The organism is Novosphingobium album (ex Hu et al. 2023), from assembly GCF_022832385.1.
Classification (GTDB): domain Bacteria; phylum Pseudomonadota; class Alphaproteobacteria; order Sphingomonadales; family Sphingomonadaceae; genus Novosphingobium; species Novosphingobium album.
This window is the reverse complement of the sequence record NZ_JALHLE010000005.1, coordinates 180,900-200,876: the sequence shown is the minus strand read 5'-3', so window position 1 is coordinate 200,876 and position 19,977 is coordinate 180,900. Positions and strand designations below refer to the sequence as shown.

17 protein-coding genes are annotated in these 19,977 nt (G+C 64.6%); 11 read left to right on the top strand and 6 right to left on the bottom strand.

Going from position 1 to position 19,977, the window contains the following annotated elements:
- Positions 1-122 precede the first annotated feature (122 nt).
- Positions 123-2,804: a CHAT domain-containing protein gene (locus MTR64_RS04910; RefSeq protein ID WP_243991285.1), complete on the top strand. Its 2,682-nt coding sequence runs from the start codon at positions 123-125 to the stop codon at positions 2,802-2,804.
- Between the two features lie 56 nt (positions 2,805-2,860).
- Positions 2,861-4,252, top strand: a complete 1,392-nt coding sequence (locus MTR64_RS04905; RefSeq protein ID WP_243991284.1) for a M28 family peptidase — start codon at positions 2,861-2,863, stop codon at positions 4,250-4,252.
- A 154-nt stretch (positions 4,253-4,406) separates the two neighbouring features.
- Here the strand turns inward: MTR64_RS04905 and MTR64_RS04900 are convergent, their stop codons facing one another.
- From MTR64_RS04900 to MTR64_RS04890, 3 genes are all read right to left on the bottom strand, one after another.
- Positions 4,407-5,282, bottom strand: a complete 876-nt coding sequence (locus tag MTR64_RS04900; RefSeq protein ID WP_243991283.1) for an HpcH/HpaI aldolase/citrate lyase family protein — start codon at positions 5,280-5,282, stop codon at positions 4,407-4,409.
- A gap of 364 nt (positions 5,283-5,646) precedes the next feature.
- Positions 5,647-6,531 carry an SDR family NAD(P)-dependent oxidoreductase gene (locus MTR64_RS04895; RefSeq protein WP_243991282.1) on the bottom strand — a complete coding sequence of 295 codons (885 nt, stop codon included), beginning with the start codon at positions 6,529-6,531 and terminating at the stop codon, positions 5,647-5,649.
- Positions 6,532-6,591: 60 nt separating this feature from the next.
- Positions 6,592-7,242, bottom strand: coding sequence for a TetR/AcrR family transcriptional regulator C-terminal domain-containing protein (locus MTR64_RS04890; protein ID WP_243991281.1), 651 nt, complete (start codon positions 7,240-7,242; stop codon positions 6,592-6,594).
- Between the two features lie 161 nt (positions 7,243-7,403).
- Between MTR64_RS04890 and MTR64_RS04885 the strand changes: the two genes are divergently transcribed.
- The 8 genes from MTR64_RS04885 to MTR64_RS04850 all read left to right on the top strand — a co-directional run bounded on the left by MTR64_RS04885 (position 7,404) and on the right by MTR64_RS04850 (position 15,674).
- Positions 7,404-8,774 carry a hypothetical protein gene (locus MTR64_RS04885; protein ID WP_243991280.1) on the top strand — a complete coding sequence of 457 codons (1,371 nt, stop codon included), beginning with the start codon at positions 7,404-7,406 and terminating at the stop codon, positions 8,772-8,774.
- The gene (locus MTR64_RS04880; RefSeq protein ID WP_243991279.1) at positions 8,771-10,192 is read left to right on the top strand and encodes an acyl-CoA reductase; all 1,422 of its coding nucleotides are present in this window, start codon (positions 8,771-8,773) and stop codon (positions 10,190-10,192) included. Before MTR64_RS04885 ends, MTR64_RS04880 begins: the two co-directional genes overlap by 4 nt.
- Before the next feature lie 92 nt (positions 10,193-10,284).
- Positions 10,285-11,169, top strand: coding sequence for an acid phosphatase (locus MTR64_RS04875; protein ID WP_243991278.1), 885 nt, complete (start codon positions 10,285-10,287; stop codon positions 11,167-11,169).
- 101 nt (positions 11,170-11,270) lie between these two features.
- A complete protein-coding gene (locus tag MTR64_RS04870) occupies positions 11,271-11,501 on the top strand; it encodes a biotin/lipoyl-containing protein (RefSeq protein ID WP_243991277.1) in 231 nt (76 codons plus the stop codon).
- A gap of 63 nt (positions 11,502-11,564) precedes the next feature.
- Positions 11,565-12,110, top strand: a complete 546-nt coding sequence (locus tag MTR64_RS04865; protein WP_243991276.1) for a peroxiredoxin — start codon at positions 11,565-11,567, stop codon at positions 12,108-12,110.
- Between the two features lie 158 nt (positions 12,111-12,268).
- Positions 12,269-13,396, top strand: a complete 1,128-nt coding sequence (gene prfB, locus MTR64_RS04860) for a peptide chain release factor 2 (RefSeq protein WP_243991275.1) — start codon at positions 12,269-12,271, stop codon at positions 13,394-13,396.
- An 82-nt stretch (positions 13,397-13,478) separates the two neighbouring features.
- Positions 13,479-14,216: a class I SAM-dependent methyltransferase gene (locus tag MTR64_RS04855; RefSeq protein ID WP_243991274.1), complete on the top strand. Its 738-nt coding sequence runs from the start codon at positions 13,479-13,481 to the stop codon at positions 14,214-14,216.
- A 51-nt stretch (positions 14,217-14,267) separates the two neighbouring features.
- Entirely contained in the window at positions 14,268-15,674 is a 1,407-nt protein-coding gene (locus MTR64_RS04850) for an NAD(P)H-dependent flavin oxidoreductase (protein ID WP_243991273.1), read from the top strand.
- 22 nt (positions 15,675-15,696) lie between these two features.
- Here the strand turns inward: MTR64_RS04850 and MTR64_RS04845 are convergent, their stop codons facing one another.
- Both MTR64_RS04845 and MTR64_RS04840 read right to left on the bottom strand, forming a co-directional pair.
- A complete protein-coding gene (locus MTR64_RS04845) occupies positions 15,697-16,212 on the bottom strand; it encodes a DUF805 domain-containing protein (protein ID WP_243991272.1) in 516 nt (171 codons plus the stop codon).
- Between the two features lie 125 nt (positions 16,213-16,337).
- Positions 16,338-17,357, bottom strand: coding sequence for a 2-hydroxyacid dehydrogenase (locus tag MTR64_RS04840; RefSeq protein ID WP_243991271.1), 1,020 nt, complete (start codon positions 17,355-17,357; stop codon positions 16,338-16,340).
- 80 nt (positions 17,358-17,437) lie between these two features.
- On the opposite strand from MTR64_RS04840, the gene MTR64_RS04835 reads away from it, so the two are divergent.
- The gene (locus tag MTR64_RS04835) at positions 17,438-17,926 is read left to right on the top strand and encodes an SH3 domain-containing protein (RefSeq protein ID WP_243991270.1); all 489 of its coding nucleotides are present in this window, start codon (positions 17,438-17,440) and stop codon (positions 17,924-17,926) included.
- Between the two features lie 77 nt (positions 17,927-18,003).
- Here MTR64_RS04835 and MTR64_RS04830 read toward each other — a convergent pair whose 3' ends face one another.
- Positions 18,004-19,845: a methyl-accepting chemotaxis protein gene (locus MTR64_RS04830; RefSeq protein ID WP_243991269.1), complete on the bottom strand. Its 1,842-nt coding sequence runs from the start codon at positions 19,843-19,845 to the stop codon at positions 18,004-18,006.
- Between the last annotated feature and the right edge of the window lie 132 nt (positions 19,846-19,977).

Below are 19,977 nucleotides of genomic sequence, written 5' to 3'. Positions count from 1 at the left end.
TGCAAGCAAGTCGGGGCACTCCGGCATGGACTCGTTTCGGACCGCTGGCTAGCTATTCGATCATGGGTACCTGTTCGCGGTTCGTGCGGCGCCTTTGCGTCCTCTCCAGCCTGTTTCCTTTGATGTGCATCGGTTCCGTCGCGGCGCTTGCCGAGGAGCCCGATCGGCTGATGCTGGAAGAAGGGCTGGGCACCTGCAAGCCGTCGGCGTGGCGTGACGGCTACGAGCAATCCGGCGCGGACACGATGACGGAGGCAGGACTGCAGCTGTGTGCCTATCGCGCGTCCTCCCCGGAAGCGATGGTCTATTTCCAAGCCCGGTCGCTGCCCGCCAGCCTGCTTGAGGCCGAAGGGCAGGAGAACGATCCCGCGCGCGGCTGGCTGGTGCTGGAAGAGGCCGATACGCTGATCGGCAAAGGCAGCCGCAACACCGCGCTGCGCCTGCTGGATCGCAACCGGGATCTGCTGACCAGTCCGGCGATGGAGCGGCGGGACGAATTGCTGCGCCGCCTGTGCGCATTGCTGCCCGAACCGGGAGGGGCAGACCTCGATCGTTTTGCGGCATGGCTTGGACGGGGCTCACAGGGCGCGAGCGGCCAGGCCGAGCGCGAGGGCAGGCTGATGGGGCTGGCCTTCATCGCCCGTTCGCGAAGCAAGCTGGCGGACAGGACTGCCGAACGCACGGCGTGGGAGAATTTGGCGAAGGCCGCGGGCGAGACCGAATTCGTTTTTCTCTACTACTCTGCCGAAGCGCAGCGCGAACTGGCCCGCATGGCCTTTGCGGCGGGAGACCTCACTGCGGCACGCAGCCATATCGATCACGCCAAGGCGATCCTGCGCACTCGTTCGGCTGAAGGAGCGCCTGCGGCAAGAAATTCCGATGCGGGCATGGATGCCGGTGTCGTCCAGTTGGATGCCCGTATCGCTGAGGCTGAGGGCATTCCGCTTGCCAGGCGCTTTCCGCAAGGCTCTCTGGCCGGGGAACCGATTACCCGTGAGATTTATTCGGATTTCGATCTGCCGCTCGGCGATGCCGGGCAGGCGCGCATGGAGGCGCTGCTTAATCTCTACCGTGATCTTTACGAGGCGCGCGGCTGGCCCGATGTCATCCGCCGTCCGTCCATTCCCGACATACCCCAACTTCCGTCATTGGCGTTCCAGCTGGCCCAGCTTCTCAGGACCAGCGATGCCGATGGAGCGGCGCTTGAAGCCAATGCTCTGCGCCAGGCCGAATCCGACGACGACCGGCAGGACATTCAGGAACTCGCGGAGCTAGGGCGGCAGCGTTCGGAAGTGCTGCGCCGGTATTTGCTGCTGACGGCAGAGAACTCGTCGAACGAAATTCAGGACATGCAGGCGGACGTCGTGCGGATCGAGGCGCGGATGCGGGTACTGCAGGAAAAGGACGGCGGGATTTTCGATCCGGAAGGCGTCCTCTCCGGCACGGACGAGGGGTTGCACCCCTGGTATCTCGCGCTGCGCCAGTCCTTCGCGAAAAATCGCGAGGAGGATTTCCTGCTGATCATGCCCGCGCAGGAAGACATCCACGTCTTCGCGATAGGCGGCCACGACAATGGGCACAACTTCGCCTGGCACCGCATCAGGGGCGGTGTTGCCTTGATCGCGCCTCTTGTCGACCGCCTGCGTTGCCAGCTCGATCCCGACAGTTGCACGCCCGGAGCACTGGCGGAGCTGGACTCGGTTCCGCCTTCGCCGCTGGAGGCCAAGGCGCAGATGGCTTTCGACCAGCAGGCCGCGTACCGCCTTTACGACCTGCTGATCCGTCCGGTCGAGCGGGTGATGAAACTGGGGGACGATGTCTTTGTCGTCACTGGCGGCAAGATGGGTTCGCTGCCGCTGCCGCTGCTGGTGACCCGTCCGCCCCGGAAGGGATACGACTGGGCCGATTACGAGGCCATGCGCAAGGCGCACTGGCTGGGGGACCGCTATGCCTTCACGACCGCGCCTTCGCTGGCGAGTTTCCGGCCCAACCGCTTTCACCAGCTGAGGGTCACGTCGGACGATCTCCTGTTCTCGGTTGCCAATCCCGCCTTCAGCGGAAAGGAGAGCCTGAGCCAGATGCGCTCGGCCCGGTTTTTTAGCGGGGCCCTGGCAGACGTTTCCGCCATCAGGCGCCTCGCGCCGCTGCCGGGCACGCTGGCGGAATATCGCCGCTTTGTCGCCGCGTTGCACCCGTCTGAAGAAGTCGCACTGCTCGGCGCACGTGCGAACGAGACGGTCTTGCGGCAGAGCAGCGAGCTGGGGAAGGCAAGGACGATCCTGTTCGCGACGCACGGCCTGCTGCCCCGCCAGAACCGCGATGAGCTCGCAGAACCCGCGCTGGTCCTCACCCCGCCGGAAAAGGCCACACTTGCCGATGACGGACTGCTGACCGCAAGCGAGGTCAGCGATCTCAAGCTTCAGGCAGACTGGGTGGTTCTTTCGGCGTGCAACACCGCGACCGGATCGGGCGGAAGCGACAGCCTCTCGCAGCTCGCTAGCGCCTTCATTCGGGCCGGCGCGATGGAAGTGCTCGCCAGCCACTGGCCCGTGCGCGACGATGTCACGCCGCAATTGACGACACTCACTATCAGGACAGCCTCGGCCAATCCGAAGATCGGGCCCGGGCGGGCATTGCAACGTGCGATGATCGCCGTGCGCACGGGTAAGGGGCCGGACGGCAAGCTGCTGGCGGGGTGGGCGCCCGACTGGTCGCACCCTGCGGCATGGGCGCCGTTCGCGGTCATCTCCAATGGCGACGAGGCCATCGCCAACGATCGTTTCGGTTTGCGCACCGGGAATTGAGCAGCCTTTGGTTTCGGGGATTGTCCTTGGGGGCAAAGCCGATAGACATGGCGGCAATGACCAGATCTCTCTTCCCCCGTTCGTTGGGCGCTGCCGCCCTGACCGTCTTGTTCGCCTCCACCGCCGCAAACGCCACGCCCGCGCAGGGCAGCGGCGTTGCCTGGGATATCGTCGAAGGCCTCACCACCGAGATCGGCCCGCGCATCGCCGGGTCCGAGGCGGAAGCGCGGGCGCGCGCATGGGGTGAGGCCAAGCTCAAGGCGCTTGGCTTCAGCAATGTGGAAATCGAGCCGTTCCGTACCGGCGCCTGGCAGCGCGGCCCGGAACTTGCGCGGCTGACCGCGCCGTACCAGCAACCGCTGGCCATCACTGCGCTCGGCTATTCGGTGCCTACGCCGGCGGACGGGCTCAAGGCGGAGCTGGTTTATTTCCCGACACTTGCCGCGCTAGAGGCTGCGCCGGACGGTTCGTTGAAAGGCAAGGTGGCCTTCGTGGATCATGCCATGCGCCGTGCGCAGGACGGTTCGGGCTATGGCCCTTACGGCAATGTTCGTCGCCTCGGACCGAGCATGGCGTCGCGGAAGGGCGCGGCGGGGATCGTCATCCGCTCGGCGGGGACGGACAGCAACCGCGATCCGCATACGGGCTCGACCATGTGGATGAAGGGCACGACGCCGATCCCGGCGGGCGCGGTGTCCAATCCCGATGCGGATATGATCGCGCGCATCGCGGCGCGCGTCGCGGCGGGCAAGGCGGCACCAATGCAGATCGACCTGACGCTCCTGGGCAAGCCGTTCCCGAATGCGCCTTCGGGCAACGTCGTGGCCGAACTGCCGGGGCGCGATCCCTCACTGCCGATCGTGCTGGTCGCCTGCCATCTCGATTCCTGGGATCTGGGTACCGGCGCGATTGATGATGCCTCGGGCTGCGGAATCGTCACCGCTGCTGCACTGGCTGCTCAGGAAGGCGGCAAGACTCTGCGCACAATCCGCGTGCTGTGGTCGGGCAACGAGGAAATGGGGATGCGCAACGGAGGCGGCGCGCATTACGTCCAAGTTCATGGCAAGGAACCTCATGCGCTCGCAATGGAAAGCGATTTTGGTGCAGACCGTGTGTGGCAGGTGAAGAACAACTTCGCGCCCGCCAACAAGGCGCTGGCAGACAAGGTCAATGCGGCGCTCTGGCCGATGGGGATCGTGCCGCATGAAGGGCCGGTGGAAGGTGGCGCCGATGTCGGGCCGATCATTCGCGAGCAGAAGCTTGCCGTGATTGATCTCGGGCAGGACGGCACGCACTATTTCGACCTGCATCACACGCCCGATGATACCCTCGACAAGGTCGATCCGGCGGCGCTTCAGCAGAATGTCGATGCCTGGACCGCGGTGCTCAAAGTGGTGGCAAATGAGACGGGCGACATCGCCAAGGGTGTGGGCGGGGAGGAAGAATAGGCCACCCCCAAGCCCCTCCCGCCTGCGGGACGGGGCAGCGCCACGCAGCTGAATTGTGCTAGAACACCCTCCCGCACGCGGGAGGGCCGCGAGACTTGCTGAGCCGCAGGCGAAGGTAGTCGCAGCGGGGTGGGCCAGCGCCCACCCGTGTCAATTAGCCCGCCGCCGCGATCCGTGCCGTCACGGCCACCAGCCGCTTTGCCTGCTCCAGATGCAACAGTTCGGTCATCTTGCCATCCACGCGGATCGCGCCCTTGCCCTGGTTTTCCGGTTGCTCGAAGGCATCGATCACGGCATGGGCCCAGGCGAGGTCCGCCTCACCGGGGCTGAACACGGCGTTGCAGGGATCGACCTGTGCCGGGTGGATCAGGCTCTTGCCGTCGAAGCCGAACATCAGGCCCTGCCGCGCCTCCGCCTCGAACACGGCGAGATCGCGGAATTCGTTGCACACGCCGTCGAGGATGGCGACGCCGTGCGCCCGCGCGGCGGCCACCGCCATCGACAGGAACGGCAGGAACGGCGTGCGGCACGGCGTGAGCTGCGCACGCATTTCCTTCGCGAGATCGTTGGTTCCCATGATCCACAGCGATAGCCGAGAGGAGGGCGCCATGGCGGCGATCTGCTGCAGGTTGAACACTGCCTCGCAAGTCTCGATCATCGCCCAGAGCTGCATCGCGGCTGGCGCCTTTTCGAGCGCTTCCCCGTAGCGCCGGATATCCTGGGCGCTGCCGGCCTTGGGCACCAGCACGGCGTCGGCCTTTGATCCGGCAATGGCGGCCAGATCGTCCGCGCCCCATTCGGTGTCGATGCCGTTGGCGCGGATCGCGACTTCGCGGTGGCCGAAGCCGCCTTCCTCGACAGCCGCTACGGCGGCGGCGCGGGCTTCGGCCTTCAGTTCGGGCGCGACAGCGTCCTCAAGGTCGAGAATCACCACGTCGCAGGGGAGGGTGCGGGCCTTGGCGATGGCCTTGGCATTCGAGGCAGGCAGGTAGAGCGCGCTGCGGCGCGGGCGGTCGGAAGCGGTGGGCATCGGAGCTCGTCCTTTCAGGCTGTGCGCTCCCTTGGCGCGGCAGCGGCCCGCCGGTCAAGCGCCCGGCAGGAAATTTGCAGCAAAGCGGCGCCTTGCGTTGCAGGCCTAAGTACTTGCAAATATTAACGTGTGTTAATGGTTCCATACTGGTGCAGGTTCGCAGGGAAACTAGACCAAAGTCTATTTGCAATCGTTTGTACATTTGAGTATTTCAGCATCCATGCAGAGCAACGGTACTTCCACGCAGTGTGAATGGCCTTTGCTCTACTCCCTCTACGATCCCTCGGGTCGCACCTGATCGCCCCGCGCAGAGCCGGTTTCTACCGGCATCTGCGGGGGCGGTACTTATCGTAGAGAAAAGCCCTCAGCCGAGAGCGGCGAGAATACGCTCACTTTCGGCCCAGAGGCGTTCCGCAGCTTCGTCGTCCCGGGCCTGGGGGGCCGGTTCGGTTTCGGCGAGATCGTGGAAATAGCGGCCACCGCCGCATCCCAGTTCCGGGGCCGTGGCCATCCACACGATGGTCCGGGCGGGGGACTCGGGCGGGATGCAGGCGTTGGCGGCCATGTAGCTTTGCATGGCCTCGTCGCCATGGCTGGCGAAGTTCGTGCCGACGCGGCCGGGGTGCATGGCGTGCGTGGCGATGCCGCTGCCGGCCAGCCGCCGGTCGAGTTCGCGGGTGAACAGCAGGTTGGCCAGTTTCGCGTGGCAATAGGCGGTGTTGGCGGCGAAATCATCGAGCATCATGAGATCGTCCCAGTTCATTGCCGGGCAGGCCATGTGGGCGCTTGAGGAAACCGCGATCACGCGCACCGTGCCGGCGGGGCTGTCCTGCGCGGCGCGCTCCAGCAGCGGCATGAGTTCGCGGGTGAGCAGGAACGCGGCGAGGTGATTGGCGGCAAAGGTCGCTTCCAGTCCTTCCGAGGTGCGGTAGAGGCCGTCGCGCACGCCGCCCGCATTGTTGACGAGCACATGGACCTGGTCGGTCAGTCCGGCGATTTCGCCAGCGACCCGTTTCACTTCGGCCATCTCGGAAAAGTCGCCGCGCAGGAAATCGACGCGCGCGCCCGGCGCCGCAACGGCACGGATGTCTTCCTCGGCATCGGCGCAGCGCTCGGGCGTGCGCCCGGTGCCGATCACGTGCCAGCCCATGCGGGCGAAAGCTTCGGCGCTGGCCTTGCCGATGCCCGAGCTGGCGCCGGTGATCACGACGGTCCGCGCTGACGCGGGCGGGGGGGTAGTCTGGGGCATTTTTCCTCTCCTCGGGCCGGTTCGTATTGGTTTGGTCCGGTATGTATTGTCAGGCGCCGCCTATCGCGGCCGCGCCCCGTTCAGAAACAGGCGTACCGCAAAGCCTACGCGGTGGTCGATATCGTCGGGGGCGAGTTCGTGTCCGGACAGGATGAACCGGACCGGGCCGCTGACCACCATGGACAGGAAGACATTTGCGGCCGCCATGGCGTCGTCGATCGCCAGTTCACCTTTTGCCGTCTCCTGCGCGAGGATATCTGCGAGGAAACGCACCGTGGGCAGTACGGCTATATTGTAATCGGTCTGGAAGATCTCGGGGAAGCGGTAGGATTCGGTGCTGATCAACCGCTGCAGCTTGGTGCCTTCGGGCGTCGATACCAGCCGGATTCGCAGCAAGGCGATGGCAATCAGGGTTGCTTCGAGGTCGCCGGACCGGGTCGCCTCGATAACATCCTGTGCAGGGGCCCGCAGTTCGGTGCCCCGCCGAACGGCAGCGCGGAACAGCGCGGCCTTTTCCGGGTAGCGCGCATAGACGGTGCGCTTGGTCATGTTCATTTCGGCCGCGATCGCCTCGATCGTCGCGGCTTCGTATCCCTTGTCCAGGAAATGTTCGAGCGCGCAGTCCAGCAGCGCGGCCTGCCGCGCGCGGGCCTGTTCGCGCGTGGGGCGTCCGGCGCGCACCGGCGCGGCCATCAGGGGGTGTCCGGTCATCCGGCCATTGGACCCGATTTCGCTTGCGTTGGAAAGACAATGAGGATTAATGAAACGCATGAGGTGTCATTAATTGAGTCGCGGCGGGCTGTCCAGTGCCGCGTTCATGAAGACAGCGAGCACCGGCGATGGGTGCCGCAGTGACGGAAAAGGGAGAGAGCATGGACGACACAATCACAGGCACGCATGTCGATAGCCTTTTGTCCGCGCTGGGGCGCGACGATTGCTATGACTATGCCTTCGCTGACGTGCAGGAAGCGCAGGTCGCGGCGATGAACGAGCGGCTGCAGGATCGCATCGGCCGCATCAAGGTGGTCGCTTTCCGGGCCAAGGAAGCCGGTATCACCGAAATTGCTTCGCTGGCTGACGCGGTGCCCCTGCTGTTGCCGCACACGGCATACAAGTCGTACCCGGAAAACTTCCTGTTCGCAGGCAAGTGGGACAAGCTCACCAAGTGGCTGGGCACCGTGTCGCCCTATCCGACCGACGGCGTGGACCTGACTGGCGTCACCGATGTCGACGGCTGGGTCGAGGCCTGCGGCAAGGCGGGGCTTTTCGTCTCGTGTTCCAGCGGGACGACAGGCAAGGCAGCGATGCTGGTCGCCTCGCAGGCCGATTTCGACCACATCTGCAAGGATTCGGTCACGGCGGTCCAGTGGGGTTCGGATATCAGGGCGGGCGATATGCGGACATCCGCAGGTCCCGCCAGTGCCGTGGCCTACACGCCGCGCAATGTCGCGAACGGTCAGGCGATGATGGGGGCTTTCGTTGATCCCGAAGCTCCGCGCTTCCAGTCGGGGCTCCCGCCGGTCACGATCGGTTCGCTCACCAAGATGGTGCTGCTGCGCAAGGCCATCGCCGAAGGCACCGCGCGTCCGGAAGAGATCGCCGCCTATGAGGAGGAGGCCAAGGTCCGGCAGGAGGCGCTGGACCGGGCGCAGGAAGGCGCGGTGGACGACATTATCGCCAAGCGCGGTGAGCGGCTCTACATCACCGGCATGTGGGGTGCACTCTATCCCTTCGCCGTGAAGGTCCGCGAGCGCGGCTATTCGGGCAAGGACTTCCATCCCGAGAATGCGATCTATCTGGGCGGCGGGCTCAAGCGGGCGCAACTGCCGGCGGACTACCGCGAGTTCGTGTTCGAGACCTTCAATCTGCAGCCCAACTACATCTACCAGATGTACGGGATGCAGGAGCTCAACACCGGCTTCGCGCGCTGCAAGGAAGGCGGGCGCTACCACGTTCCGCCATGGGTCGTGATCCTGCCGCTGGACAAGGCCGGCGACGCTCTGCTCGACGGCGTGGGCAAAGGGCAGGTCGAGGGCCGCGCCGCCTTCTTCGACCTGTCGCTCGACGGGCGCTGGGGCGGGGTGATCTCCGGCGATCACGTTCATATCGACTACGAACCCTGCGCCTGCGGCGCGAAGTCCCCATCCATCCGCGACGACATCTACCGCTACTCGGACATCGAGGGCGACGACAAGATCGGCTGCGCGGGAACCGTCGATGCTTACGTGCGAGGCATGTCATGAACACGATTACGGAAATCAACCCGGCCGAGGCAGCCGTTTCGGCTCCCTTCTTCCTACGCGGCGAAGTGCTGCATGGCAGCGATGTCATCCAGAAGTCGCGGGACCTTGGCGTCACTTTCGCGACCCCGAAGGTCCCGTTCGACCGGGTGGTGCCGCCGCGCACAGAAGTGCCGCCGCTGCTCAACGTGCCGACCACCGAGATCATGGATTTCCTGGTGGAATCCGGCCAGCGGATGCTCGCGAGCGACAACCCCTACATGCAGGAATGCATCGAGCGGATGTGCACGCATCACATCCTGCCGCGCTCGGTGGTGGAGAATACCATCTGCCACGCCGTCGCCTATCTCGACAAGCGGGTGCTGACGACGGTTCTGGAACAGAACTTCCCTGATCCGCGCGCGCTCGACATGTGGGTGCCCAAGTCGGACTTCACCGGGCGAAAGAGCTTCGTGCGCGCATTCGCGCCGCGCCTCATCCATGTCATGCCCGGCAATTCGCCGGGGGTGGCGGTGCAGTCCATCGCGCAGGGCGCGCTGGTCAAGGCGATCAACTTGTTCAAGATGCCCAGCGCCGATCCCTTCACCATGGTGGCGCTGCTGCGCACCATGGCGGATATCGACCCCGAGCATCCGGTGGTGAAGTCGATGAGCGCGGTCTACTGGCGCGGCGGCGATGATGCGACCGAGAGCGTGCTCTACCGGCCGCAGTACTTCGACAAGATCGTGGCCTGGGGCGGCGGCGATGCGATCAACAATGTGATCAAGTATCTGATGCCCGGCTTCCAACTCGTCTCGTTCGATCCGAAGACCTCGATCTCGATGGTGGGCAAGGAGGCGCTCGCCGACGATGAAACGATCGATCGCGTCGCCGACCTGTGCGCGGGCGACGTGATGACGCTCAACCAGGAAGCCTGCGTCGCCAGCCGGTTCCAGTTCGTGGAGGGGCCTCAAGAAGAGGTCGACCGGTTCTGCGGCCGGCTGCAGTTCCACATCGCGCGCCGGGCAGCCCAGAGCGGGGACGTGCGCAAGCTCGATCCCGATATGCGCGAAGCGGTCGAGATGATGATGATGATGGACGACGAGTTCGGCGTCTGGGGCAAGACCGACGGCAAGGGTCTGGTCGTGCGCTCGGACGAGCCGGTCGATTTCCATCCGATCAACAAGACCGCCAATGTCGTGCGTGTCGACAGTCTCGACGATGCGGTGAAGTGGATCAACGTCGCCACCCAGACCGTGGGCTTCTATCCCTTCGACCGCATGGCCGACTACCGCGACCGGCTGGCCGCGGGCGGCGCCCAGCGTATCGTCCATCTGGGCGAAGCGGGGCCATCGACGATCGGCAATCCGCATGACGCGATGTATCCGCTGCACCGTTTCGTCCACTGGATGGCCCACGAAGACGGCACCGCGATATCGTAGACCCGTCGCGTTGAGCCTCAGGACATATCCCGATAGTGGCTGCTTCCGGATTGGAACACGCTGAAGCAGCCACATCAAGAGGATAGCGGAACATGAGGATCATCGGAATTGCGGCCAGTGTCTGCAGCTGCCTCGTGCTTGCGGCCTGTACGGCCGGAGCGGCAGCGGGTGGTGAGCAGGCTGCGGTGTCAACTCCCCCGCCGGCCTCGATGTCTGTGCCGGCGGCTGGCGCAGAATTTGTGTCTGGCGCCGACAAGGAAGCGATGATCGCGCAGCTACGCAAGGGCAGCTATCTGCCGCGCGAGGCAGTGCCCAGCAGTCTGCTGCTCAATCCGGCCCCGCCAGCGCCGGGTTCTGCTGCCATGGCACGGGATGAGGAAGCCTCGCGCGCTGGCCTCGCGCTGATGGGAACACCCCGCTGGGAACAGGCCAGGATCGATGCCAACCTGTTTACTCCCGCGATTACCGGCACCTTCTCCTGCGCGGCCGGTTTTCGCATCAGTCCGGAAACGACGCCGAAGCTGCAAGCGCTGCTGCTCAAGTCGATGATGGATTTCGGCCTTTCGACCTACCCCACCAAGAACAAGTACCAGCGCGGGCGTCCATTCATGGAAAACGGCAAGCCTATCTGCACGCCGGACCAGGAAGAGGTTCTGCGCAAGGATGGCTCCTATCCGTCGGGCCACAGTGCGATCGGCTACGGCATGGGGTTGATTCTGGCGGAAGTGGTGCCTGACCGTGCCGCGCAGCTTGTGGCACGCGGGCGCGCATTCGGCGACAGCCGGCGGATCTGTAACGTCCACTGGCTGAGCGATATCGAGGAAGGGCGTGTGGTGGCCTCGGCGGTCGCGGCACGGCTCAATGCGGACCCCGCATTCGAAACGGACCTCGCAGCCGCGCGCGCGGAAGTCGCGGCGAGCCGCGCCAGTTTGCCGGTGCCCGATTGCGCGCGGGAAGATGCTGCGCTGGGGGGATGATCGTACAGGCGAAGGTTTGCAGCAGGCGAAAATTTGGGCTTTGCTGCATCCGGGGCGCGGGATAGGCAGGCCGTTAAGTTTAAAAAGGAACGAGAAACAAGATGGCTGTTGAAATCCTGCTCCCGAAGATCGGCTTTTCGATGCAAGAGGGCCAGATCGCCGAATGGATCGCCAAGGATGGCGATCAGGTGACCGAAGGCCAGCCGCTGTTTTCGCTCGAGGCCGATAAATCGACCAATGAAGTCGAGGCTCCGGCGAGCGGCACGCTCAAGATCGTGGCTCCGACCGGTGAGACTTTCGAAGTTGGCACCGTACTCGGCTACATCGAGTAAACATCTGACGTAACTATTCAGACCGGCTGGACAATCGGCTCCAGCCGGTACAAGTTGCGAATTATGCGCAACTTGCTGTTTTCGATCGCCGCGCTTGCCGCGCTTGCTCTGCCCACGGCCGTTTCGGCGGAATTGCCTGTCGGCAACAAGGCGCCGATGTTCCGCACATCGGTGGCGCTGGCGGGCAAGACCATGCGCTTCAGCCTGCGGCACAGTCTGCGGCGTGGCCCGGTGGTCGTCTATTTCTTCCCCAAGGCCTTCACCTCGGGCTGTACGGCAGAGGCGCACGCGTTCGCTGAAGCGACCGATGATTTTGCGGCATTGGGGGCAACCGTGATCGGTCTGTCGGCGGACGATCTGCCGACGCTGCAGAAATTCTCCACCGAGGAATGCCGCAACAAGTTCGCGGTCGGCGTGGCTTCCCCTTTGATCATCAAGGACTTCGATGTCGCGCTGTCGCGGCCGGGCTCGGCCAGCGTGATGACCAAGCGCACCAGCTACGTGATCGCGCAGGACGGCACGATCACCATGGTCCATGCTGCCATGGACTATCGCGACCATGTGAAGCTCACGCTGGCGGCGGTGCGCAAACTCGCCAGGAAGCATTGATCGTGCCCGGCACGTGAATCGTGCCGGTTCAATTGCCCCACTTGAACTGCGGGGCCCTTGCCGGGTAAGGGCGTCGCTTTCCGCACGGCCCCCTTTCGTACACCCGCTCCGGGTGCTGCGCAGGGCAGGGCCGCTGCCGCTTCACTGGAGTTCATGTCATGCGTGCCGAGGGGCAGGCCCATATTGACCGCATCGAAAAGGCCCTGGCGCTGGTTCGCAAGTCGCTCGACTGGGACCGCGCCCTGCGCCGTTTCGACGAGCTGAACGCGCGCGTCGAAGATCCCACGCTGTGGGACAAGCCCAAGGAGGCCGAAGCGGTCATGCGTGAACGGCGCCGGCTGGAAGCCTCGATCGGCGCGGTGAACCAGATCAGTGCCGAGATGGCCGATGCCTGCGAGTTCGTCGAACTGGGCGAGATGGAGGACGACGAGGCCGCCATCAACGAAGGTCTCGAAACGCTGGCCGCTCTCGCCGAACGGGCTGACCGCGACAAGGTGCAGGCGCTGCTCTCGGGTGAGGCGGATGCCAACGACACCTACCTTGAAGTCCATGCGGGTGCAGGCGGCACCGAGAGTCAGGACTGGGCCGAGATGCTGCAGCGCATGTACACCCGCTGGGCTGAGCGCAAGGGCTACAAGGTCGAGCTGGTAGAATACCATGCCGGTGAAGCGGCGGGCATCAAGAGCGCCACGCTGCTGATCAAGGGCGAGAACGCCTATGGCTGGGCCAAGACCGAGAGCGGCGTCCACCGCCTCGTGCGCATTAGCCCTTACGATAGTTCCGCGCGTCGCCACACCAGCTTCTCGTCGGTGTGGGTCTATCCGGTGATCGACGATACTTTCGAGATCGACATCAACCCGGCCGACCTCAAGATCGATACCTACCGCGCCTCGGGTGCGGGCGGTCAGCACGTCAACACGACCGACTCGGCCGTGCGCATCACCCACCAGCCGACGGGCATTGTGGTGGCCAGCCAGATCGACCGTTCGCAGCACAAGAACCGCGAAATCGCCATGGGCATGCTCAAGTCGCGCATGTTCGAGGAAGAGATGCGCCGCCGCGAGGAAGCCGCCAGCGCCGAGCACGCCAGCAAGAGCGACATCGGCTGGGGCCATCAGATCCGCTCCTACGTGCTGCAGCCCTATCAGCAGGTGAAGGACCTGCGTACCGGCGTTGTATCGACCGCGCCGGACGATGTGCTCGACGGCGAACTCGATCCGTTCATGGCCGCCGCGCTCTCGCAACGCGTGACCGGCGAGAAGGTCGAGGTCGAGGACGTCGATTGACGCCTGACGTGTTGTCCTCCCGTGCGGGGGAATGCGCAGTCCGGCTTTTTGCCAATCTGTGGGCAAGGCGCTAAGGGGCTGCATGTTCCGGCATCGCCCCTTTGCTTTTGCGGCCCTGACGCTGGCGCTCTGCGCCTGTCAGCAACGTACGGCCGATGACGGTCGGGCGCCCGGCGCACGCGCGTTCCCGAAGGCAGAGCGTCCGTTTTCGGAAGTGACCGGCGCGGCGTTCGGCTCGGAAGCGGATCGCGACCGCATGGGCGAAGCGCGGGCGGTAATGGATCTTGCCCGGGTCGCGCCGGGCATGACCGTGGCCGACATCGGAGCGGGCGGCGGATACTACACCGTGCATCTGGCCGAACGGGTCGGGACGAAGGGCAGGGTGCTGGCCGAGGACATCGATCCGCAGGTGACCGAGGCGCTGGGCGCGCGCGTCATGCGCGACGGGCTGGACAATGTCTCGATCAAGCTCGGCAAGGCGGACGATCCCAGTCTGCCGCCCAGAAGCTTTGACCGGATTTTCATGGTTCACATGTACCATGAGGTTGCGGAGCCCTATGCCTTCCTGTGGCATCTGCGCCCGGCGCTGCATTCCGGCGGCAAGGTGATCGTGGTCGACAGGGACCGGGGCACCGGGGCGCACGGTATCCCTCCCGCGCTTCTCTTCTGCGAAATGGCGGCCGTGGGCTTTCGTTTGACGGAATTTGTTCGTAAGCCGGAACTGCAGGGCTATTATGCCCAGTTCGAAGCCGTGGGTGCACGGCCGGCGCCGGAAAAGATTGTGCCCTGCCGGGTGCCGGGGGGCACGCAGGCGGATTGATGGAAATGGGCGGCGGTGACGCGCAGAGCCAGGGGAAAGACGAAAGAAGTTATGAGTTTCAAGGGTCTCAAGCCGATTGTCTATGGCGGGCGCGAAGTCTGGCCGCTGGTTGAAGGCGGCAAGGGCGTGGCAGCCACCAACCACATGAGCTCCGGCGCGTGGGCCGCCGCAGGCGGCATCGGCACGGTCAGTGCGGTCAATGCCGACAGCTACGATGCCGAAGGCAAGATCATTCCCCAGATCTATAAGGCGTTGACCCGCAAGGAGCGCCACGAGGAACTGATCAAGTACGCCATTGATGGCGCGGTCGAGCAGGTGCGCCGCGCCTACGACATCGCCAACGGCAAGGGCGCTATCAATATCAACGTGCTGTGGGAAATGGGCGGAGCCCAGCAGGTGCTGGAAGGCGTGCTCGAAAAGACCAGGGGCATGGTCACCGGCGTGACCTGCGGCGCGGGCATGCCCTACAAGCTGTCCGAGATCGCGCAGCGCTTCAACGTCAACTATCTGCCGATCGTCAGTTCGGGCCGTGCTTTCCGCGCGCTGTGGAAGCGCGCCTATCACAAGGTGTCCGACCTCATGGCGGCGGTGGTCTATGAAGACCCCTGGCTGGCGGGCGGGCACAACGGCCTGTCCAATGCCGAAGACCCGCTGAAGCCGGAAGATCCCTATCCGCGCGTCAAGGCGCTGCGCGACGTGATGCGCAAGGAAGGCATCTCGGACGACGTGCCGATCGTCATGGCCGGGGGCGTCTGGTATCTGCGCGACTGGAACGAGTGGATCGACAACGCAGAACTCGGCACGATCGCGTTCCAGTTCGGCACACGCCCGCTGCTGACACATGAAAGTCCGATTCCGCAGGCGTGGAAGGACCATCTGCGTACACTGGAACCGGGCGATGTGCTGCTGCACCGTTTCTCGCCGACGGGCTTCTACTCATCTGCGGTTCGCAACCCGTTCCTGCGGAATCTCGAAGCGCGTTCCGATCGGCAGATACCCTATTCCAAGGTCGAGGCAGGCGAGCACACCGTGCGGCTCGACGTCGGTGTGAAGGGCAAGAACTTCTGGGTCGCGCCCAAGGATCTGGAACGTGCGCGCGCCTGGACCGCTCAGGGCTTTACCGATGGCCTGCGCACGCCGGATGATACGATCATCTTTGTTTCGCCGACCGAGCGCGACGAGATCCGTCAGGATCAGGCCGACTGCATGGGCTGCCTGTCGCATTGCGGGTTCTCGTCGTGGAAGGACCACGACGACTACACCACCGGGCGCCTGGCCGATCCGCGCAGCTTCTGCATTCAGAAGACCCTGCAGGACATCGCCCACGGCGGTCCGATCGACGAGAACCTTATGTTCGCGGGCCACGCGGCCTACAATTTCAAGCAGGACCCGTTCTACTCCAACGGCTTCACGCCGACGGTGAAGGAACTGGTGGACCGCATCCTGACGGGCGACTGATCGCCGTTGTCAGCAACCGATTTCAGGCGGCCGGTTCGGGACTTCCCGGACCGGCCGTTCTGTTTTCGGGCTCGTCGTGTTGATCTGGCCCGAACCGGTTGGGTCCTTTGTTGCCCGGCACGATCACCAGCACCACGTAGAGCCATACGAAGGGCAGGAAGAGCAGCCAGTCGACATAGGACAGCGGCGCCTCGATCAGTGCGCGTGTTTCCCATCCGCCAAGACGGGCGGCGAGGTCGAGACCGATGCTGCGGGCCGCGACGAGCCACAGCAGCACGGTCCACTTGCCGCTCTGCCTGAAATCGTGCAGCCGCCGTGCGGTGAGAGCGAAGAGCGGGGCCACCGCCAGCGAGAACATGGCAAAGCGCAGCCACGCCAGTGGCTCGCCCTCGAGGGTGAAGCCGGCCAATACTGCCAGAACCGCACACAGCAGCTGCGAAACAACGACATACACGATCAGCTCTGAGCGGCGGGCGCGCCCGTTCGCCGTGAAGGTACGCCTGATGGCCTGGCCGAAGAGCGGGAGATCGCCTGTCATGGCGCGATCTCCCGCCGCTGCGGGGTGATTGTCAATCGAATTCCCAGGCGCGCGCGGCGGCTAGTGATGTTGAGGCCTTCAGGCTCGGCATCCTCGGACACGCGGATCGGGAAGGATCAGCATGATCAGGACAGGTCTGGCAGTACCATGTCGGGCGGCCGGTGCCCGTCAACCCAGAACCGGATATTGGCGATGATTCGTTCGCCCGCCGCGCCGCGCCCTTCATAAGTGGCGCTGCCCAGATGGGGCAGGGCGACAAGCCCCGGAAGCTCCAGAAGACGCGGGTCGATCTTCGGTTCGCGTGCGAAAACGTCGAGACCGGCGCCCGCGAGGCGCCCCTCGGACAGCGCAGCAATCAGTGCTTCCTCGTCGATCAGCTGGCCGCGTCCTGTGTTCACGATGCAGGCGCCGGGCTTCATCAGGGACAGGCGGCGGGCATCGTAGAGGTTCGTCGTCGCGGGGCCGGCCGGGCAGTGCAAGGTGAGGATGTCCGCATCGGCCGTCAGACGGTCAAGATCGGGTTCGTAGCGGGCAGAGAACATGTTCTCCAGCGCCACCGGCAGCTGGTGCCGGTTGTGGTAGCGGATTTCCATGCCGAAGGCCTTGGCGCGATGGGCAACGGCCTGCCCGATGCGCCCCATGCCGACGATGCCCAGCGTCTTGCCCATCAGCGAATGGCCGAGCATCACCGAGGGACCCCAGCCGGCCCAGCGGCCTTCGCGCAGGATCTTCGCGTTCTCGCTGAAGCGGCGCGAGACGAGGATGATGAGTGCCAGCGTCAGGTCGGCGGTGTCGTCGGTAAAGACGCCGGGCGTGTTGGTGACCATGATCTTGCGGGCCCGTGCGCCGGCCACGTCGATATGTTCGGTGCCCGCGCCAAAACTGGCGATCAGTCCGAGCCGCTCCCCCGCCCCGGCAATCAGGTCCGCGTCGATCGAATCGGTGACGGTCGGCACCAGCACGTCACAGTCCTGCATCGCTGCAGCAAGCTCGTCGCGCGACATCGGCGTGTCGGACGTATTGAGCGAAACGTCGAACAGTTCGGTCATGCGCGCTTCGACTTCTGGCAGAAGCCTGCGGGTGACGATCACCCGTGGACGGTGCGGGCGGGTCGGGTCGGAAGTTTCGCTTGCCGGTGCGGTCATGGGCTACCGGCTATGCCGTCCACAGGGTCCGGGTCAAGAAGTCTTGAAGCGTCCCTCCGCTGCGCGGTAAAGCTTGTGCCATGAAGCGCTTGTCTCTGATGTTGCCGCTGTTTGCCGTCTGCGCGATGGTGCCTTGTGCCTTGTCGGTGCCCGCACAGGCGGCCGATGACGACAAAGTGCCCTATTGGGCCTCGATCGACACGGACAAGGCCTACATGCGTGTAGGGCCGGGCGACTCGTACAAGATCGCGTGGGTCTACCGCCGCCAGCACCTGCCGGTGAGGATCATCCGTCGCGAAGGCCCCTGGCGTCAGATTGAGGATCCGGACGGCGACAAGGGCTGGATGCGCGACCTCCTGCTGTCGCGCCAGCGCGCCGCTATTGTAAGAGGCGATGGGCTGATCGAGTTACACGCCGAGGGGCGCGATTCGTCACCGATGCTGTGGCGTGTTGAGCCGGGCGTGGTCGGTCTGCTTGGTGAGTGCACAGATGGCTGGTGCGCCTTCGATACCGATGGCCACAAGGGTTTCGTCCACGAGGACTCGCTTTGGGGCGCTGGTGAGCCCTGATCCTGAATGCGGTTGGCCGGAAGGTTTGCGGCGTTCCGGCAGGCCGTGAAGGCCCGCCGGAACGGTTTCGGACGGGATCAGAATTCCGACCAATCGTCGTGATTGATAGCCAGCGCGGCATTTCCGATCGACAGGGGCACCGCGTTCCGTGCCGGCGTGGCGGGCGCTGGACGGCGGGCGGCCGGACGCTGCGCGGGCTTGGTGACAGGTGTGCCTGCTCCGTCCGTGCGAAACCGGGCGATCTGCTCGGCGAGCCCCGTGGCCTCGGCAGAAAGGCTGCGTGCAGCGGCGGTGGCTTCCTCGACCATGGCGGCGTTTTGCTGGGTTACCACGTCCATGTCGGCCACGGCGCGGTTTACCTGCTGAAGGCCCGAAGACTGGTCGAGGGCGGATTCCGCGATTTCAGCGACGATGCTGTCGATTTCGCCGATCCTCTCGATGATGCGCTTAAGGGCATCGCCGGTCTCGCCGACGAACTGGACGCCTGACTGGACCTGTACGGACGAAGCGCTGATGCGGCTCTTGACGTTGGTGGCGGCCTCGGCGGAGCGTTGGGCCAGGGCGCGCACTTCCGATGCCACGACGGCAAAACCCTTGCCGGCGTCACCGGCGCGGGCCGCCTCGACACCCGCGTTGAGGGCGAGCAGGTTGGTCTGGAATGCGATGCCGTCGATGACCGAAATGATCTCGGAAATTTCGCTCGAGGTGCGTTCGATGCCGCTCATCGCCTCGACGGCGTTGCGGACGATGGTGCCTGACTGTTCGGCTTCCTGCCTGACGCTGCGCACCACCGCATTGGCGCTTGCCGCGCGATCGGCCGTAGTACCGACAGTACTGGTGATCTGGTTCATTGCCGCTGCCGTTTCTTCGAGGCTTGCGGCCTGTTGCTCGGTGCGCTGGGCGAGATCGTCCGATGCGGCGCGGATCTCGCTGGCGCCGCCATTGATACCGCCTGCAACCTGCGCGACTTGCGAAAAGGCGGTCTGGAGCGAGGTGGCGGCCTCGTTGAAATCGGTCCTGAGCTTGGCAAAAGGCCCCTCGAGCTTGGTCTCGACGCGGTAAACCAGGTCGCCATCGGCGAGGCGCGAAAGCGCCGAACCGATGCTGTCGACGATTAGCGCGGTCTGGGCCTCCTTGGAGCGCTCGGCGGCAGCGAGCTGGTCGCGGAAGACGCTCATCGATTGGCTCATCTGGCCGATTTCGTCGGCGCGTCCACCATGCGGGATCGCGGCATCGGTCCGGCCTGAAGCCAGCACGCCCATGCTTTCGCGCAGGTCGTTAAGCGGCAGTACCACGCTCCTGCGGGTGATCAGGAAGCCGGCCCACAACCCGAGCGCACTCAGGATGGCCGTTGCGGCAAGCAGGACGATCCGGAAATCCGTTGCCGTGCTGGTCGCGGATTCGCGCAGCGTGACGATTTCCTCCTTGAGGGCATCGATGCGGGCATCGGCAATTTCTGAAGCAGCCCGTTCGGCAGGGCGCACGCGATTGCGGAAATGGTCGGTTGCGGCAACGGCATTACCTGCGCCGGCCATTTCCACAACGCCGCTCAGTTCGGCAATGACGGAAGCCTGGGTGGTAAAGAAGTCGGGCGAGAGGCCGGCGGCGCTGGCCGATTCCTGAAGCGAACGCAGGTCCTCTTCCATCTTGCCCTTGCGCTTGTCGAACTTGCCCATGATCACGGAGCGCCCTTCCCCGGCGGGCTCGCTGATCAGGTTCAATGCGTCTCGCTGCAGCGAACGGCTTACCGACCGCAGTTCGCCCAGCTCAAAGGCCAGCGATTCCGCATCGAGCGCGGCGTCGTTGGCGTTGGCGACAGAACGTTCGAGGTGAAGGGTTACGCCTGTCAGCAGGCAGAGGAGGGAAAACGAAAGGAACAGGGGCGCCATCAAACGGGCGGTTACGCTGCGGGAAAACATTGAAGCTCCATGTTGGAAGGGGGGCTGGGGCAATGCTTTCCGCGTCTAGTGTGTGGGGGTTAAATTTCACTTTTGTGACAGATGGGACTTGTCCGCTGCTTCGGGGGCGTGACCGTTTACCTTGATTGTATT

Excerpts from the sequence above, each read along its gene's own strand:
- MTR64_RS04910 (WP_243991285.1), top strand. The coding sequence starts at position 123 with ATGTGCATCGGTTCCGTCGCGGCGCTTGCCGAGGAGCCCGATCGGCTG.
- MTR64_RS04905 (WP_243991284.1), top strand. The coding sequence starts at position 2,861 with ATGACCAGATCTCTCTTCCCCCGTTCGTTGGGCGCTGCCGCCCTGACC.
- MTR64_RS04900 (WP_243991283.1), bottom strand. The coding sequence starts at position 5,282 with ATGCCCACCGCTTCCGACCGCCCGCGCCGCAGCGCGCTCTACCTGCCT.
- MTR64_RS04895 (WP_243991282.1), bottom strand. The coding sequence starts at position 6,531 with ATGCCCCAGACTACCCCCCCGCCCGCGTCAGCGCGGACCGTCGTGATC.
- MTR64_RS04890 (WP_243991281.1), bottom strand. The coding sequence starts at position 7,242 with ATGACCGGACACCCCCTGATGGCCGCGCCGGTGCGCGCCGGACGCCCC.
- MTR64_RS04885 (WP_243991280.1), top strand. The coding sequence starts at position 7,404 with ATGGACGACACAATCACAGGCACGCATGTCGATAGCCTTTTGTCCGCG.
- MTR64_RS04880 (WP_243991279.1), top strand. The coding sequence starts at position 8,771 with ATGAACACGATTACGGAAATCAACCCGGCCGAGGCAGCCGTTTCGGCT.
- MTR64_RS04875 (WP_243991278.1), top strand. The coding sequence starts at position 10,285 with ATGAGGATCATCGGAATTGCGGCCAGTGTCTGCAGCTGCCTCGTGCTT.
- MTR64_RS04870 (WP_243991277.1), top strand. The coding sequence starts at position 11,271 with ATGGCTGTTGAAATCCTGCTCCCGAAGATCGGCTTTTCGATGCAAGAG.
- MTR64_RS04865 (WP_243991276.1), top strand. The coding sequence starts at position 11,565 with ATGCGCAACTTGCTGTTTTCGATCGCCGCGCTTGCCGCGCTTGCTCTG.
- prfB (WP_243991275.1), top strand. The coding sequence starts at position 12,269 with ATGCGTGCCGAGGGGCAGGCCCATATTGACCGCATCGAAAAGGCCCTG.
- MTR64_RS04855 (WP_243991274.1), top strand. The coding sequence starts at position 13,479 with ATGTTCCGGCATCGCCCCTTTGCTTTTGCGGCCCTGACGCTGGCGCTC.
- MTR64_RS04850 (WP_243991273.1), top strand. The coding sequence starts at position 14,268 with ATGAGTTTCAAGGGTCTCAAGCCGATTGTCTATGGCGGGCGCGAAGTC.
- MTR64_RS04845 (WP_243991272.1), bottom strand. The coding sequence starts at position 16,212 with ATGACAGGCGATCTCCCGCTCTTCGGCCAGGCCATCAGGCGTACCTTC.
- MTR64_RS04840 (WP_243991271.1), bottom strand. The coding sequence starts at position 17,357 with ATGACCGCACCGGCAAGCGAAACTTCCGACCCGACCCGCCCGCACCGT.
- MTR64_RS04835 (WP_243991270.1), top strand. The coding sequence starts at position 17,438 with ATGAAGCGCTTGTCTCTGATGTTGCCGCTGTTTGCCGTCTGCGCGATG.
- MTR64_RS04830 (WP_243991269.1), bottom strand. The coding sequence starts at position 19,845 with ATGTTTTCCCGCAGCGTAACCGCCCGTTTGATGGCGCCCCTGTTCCTT.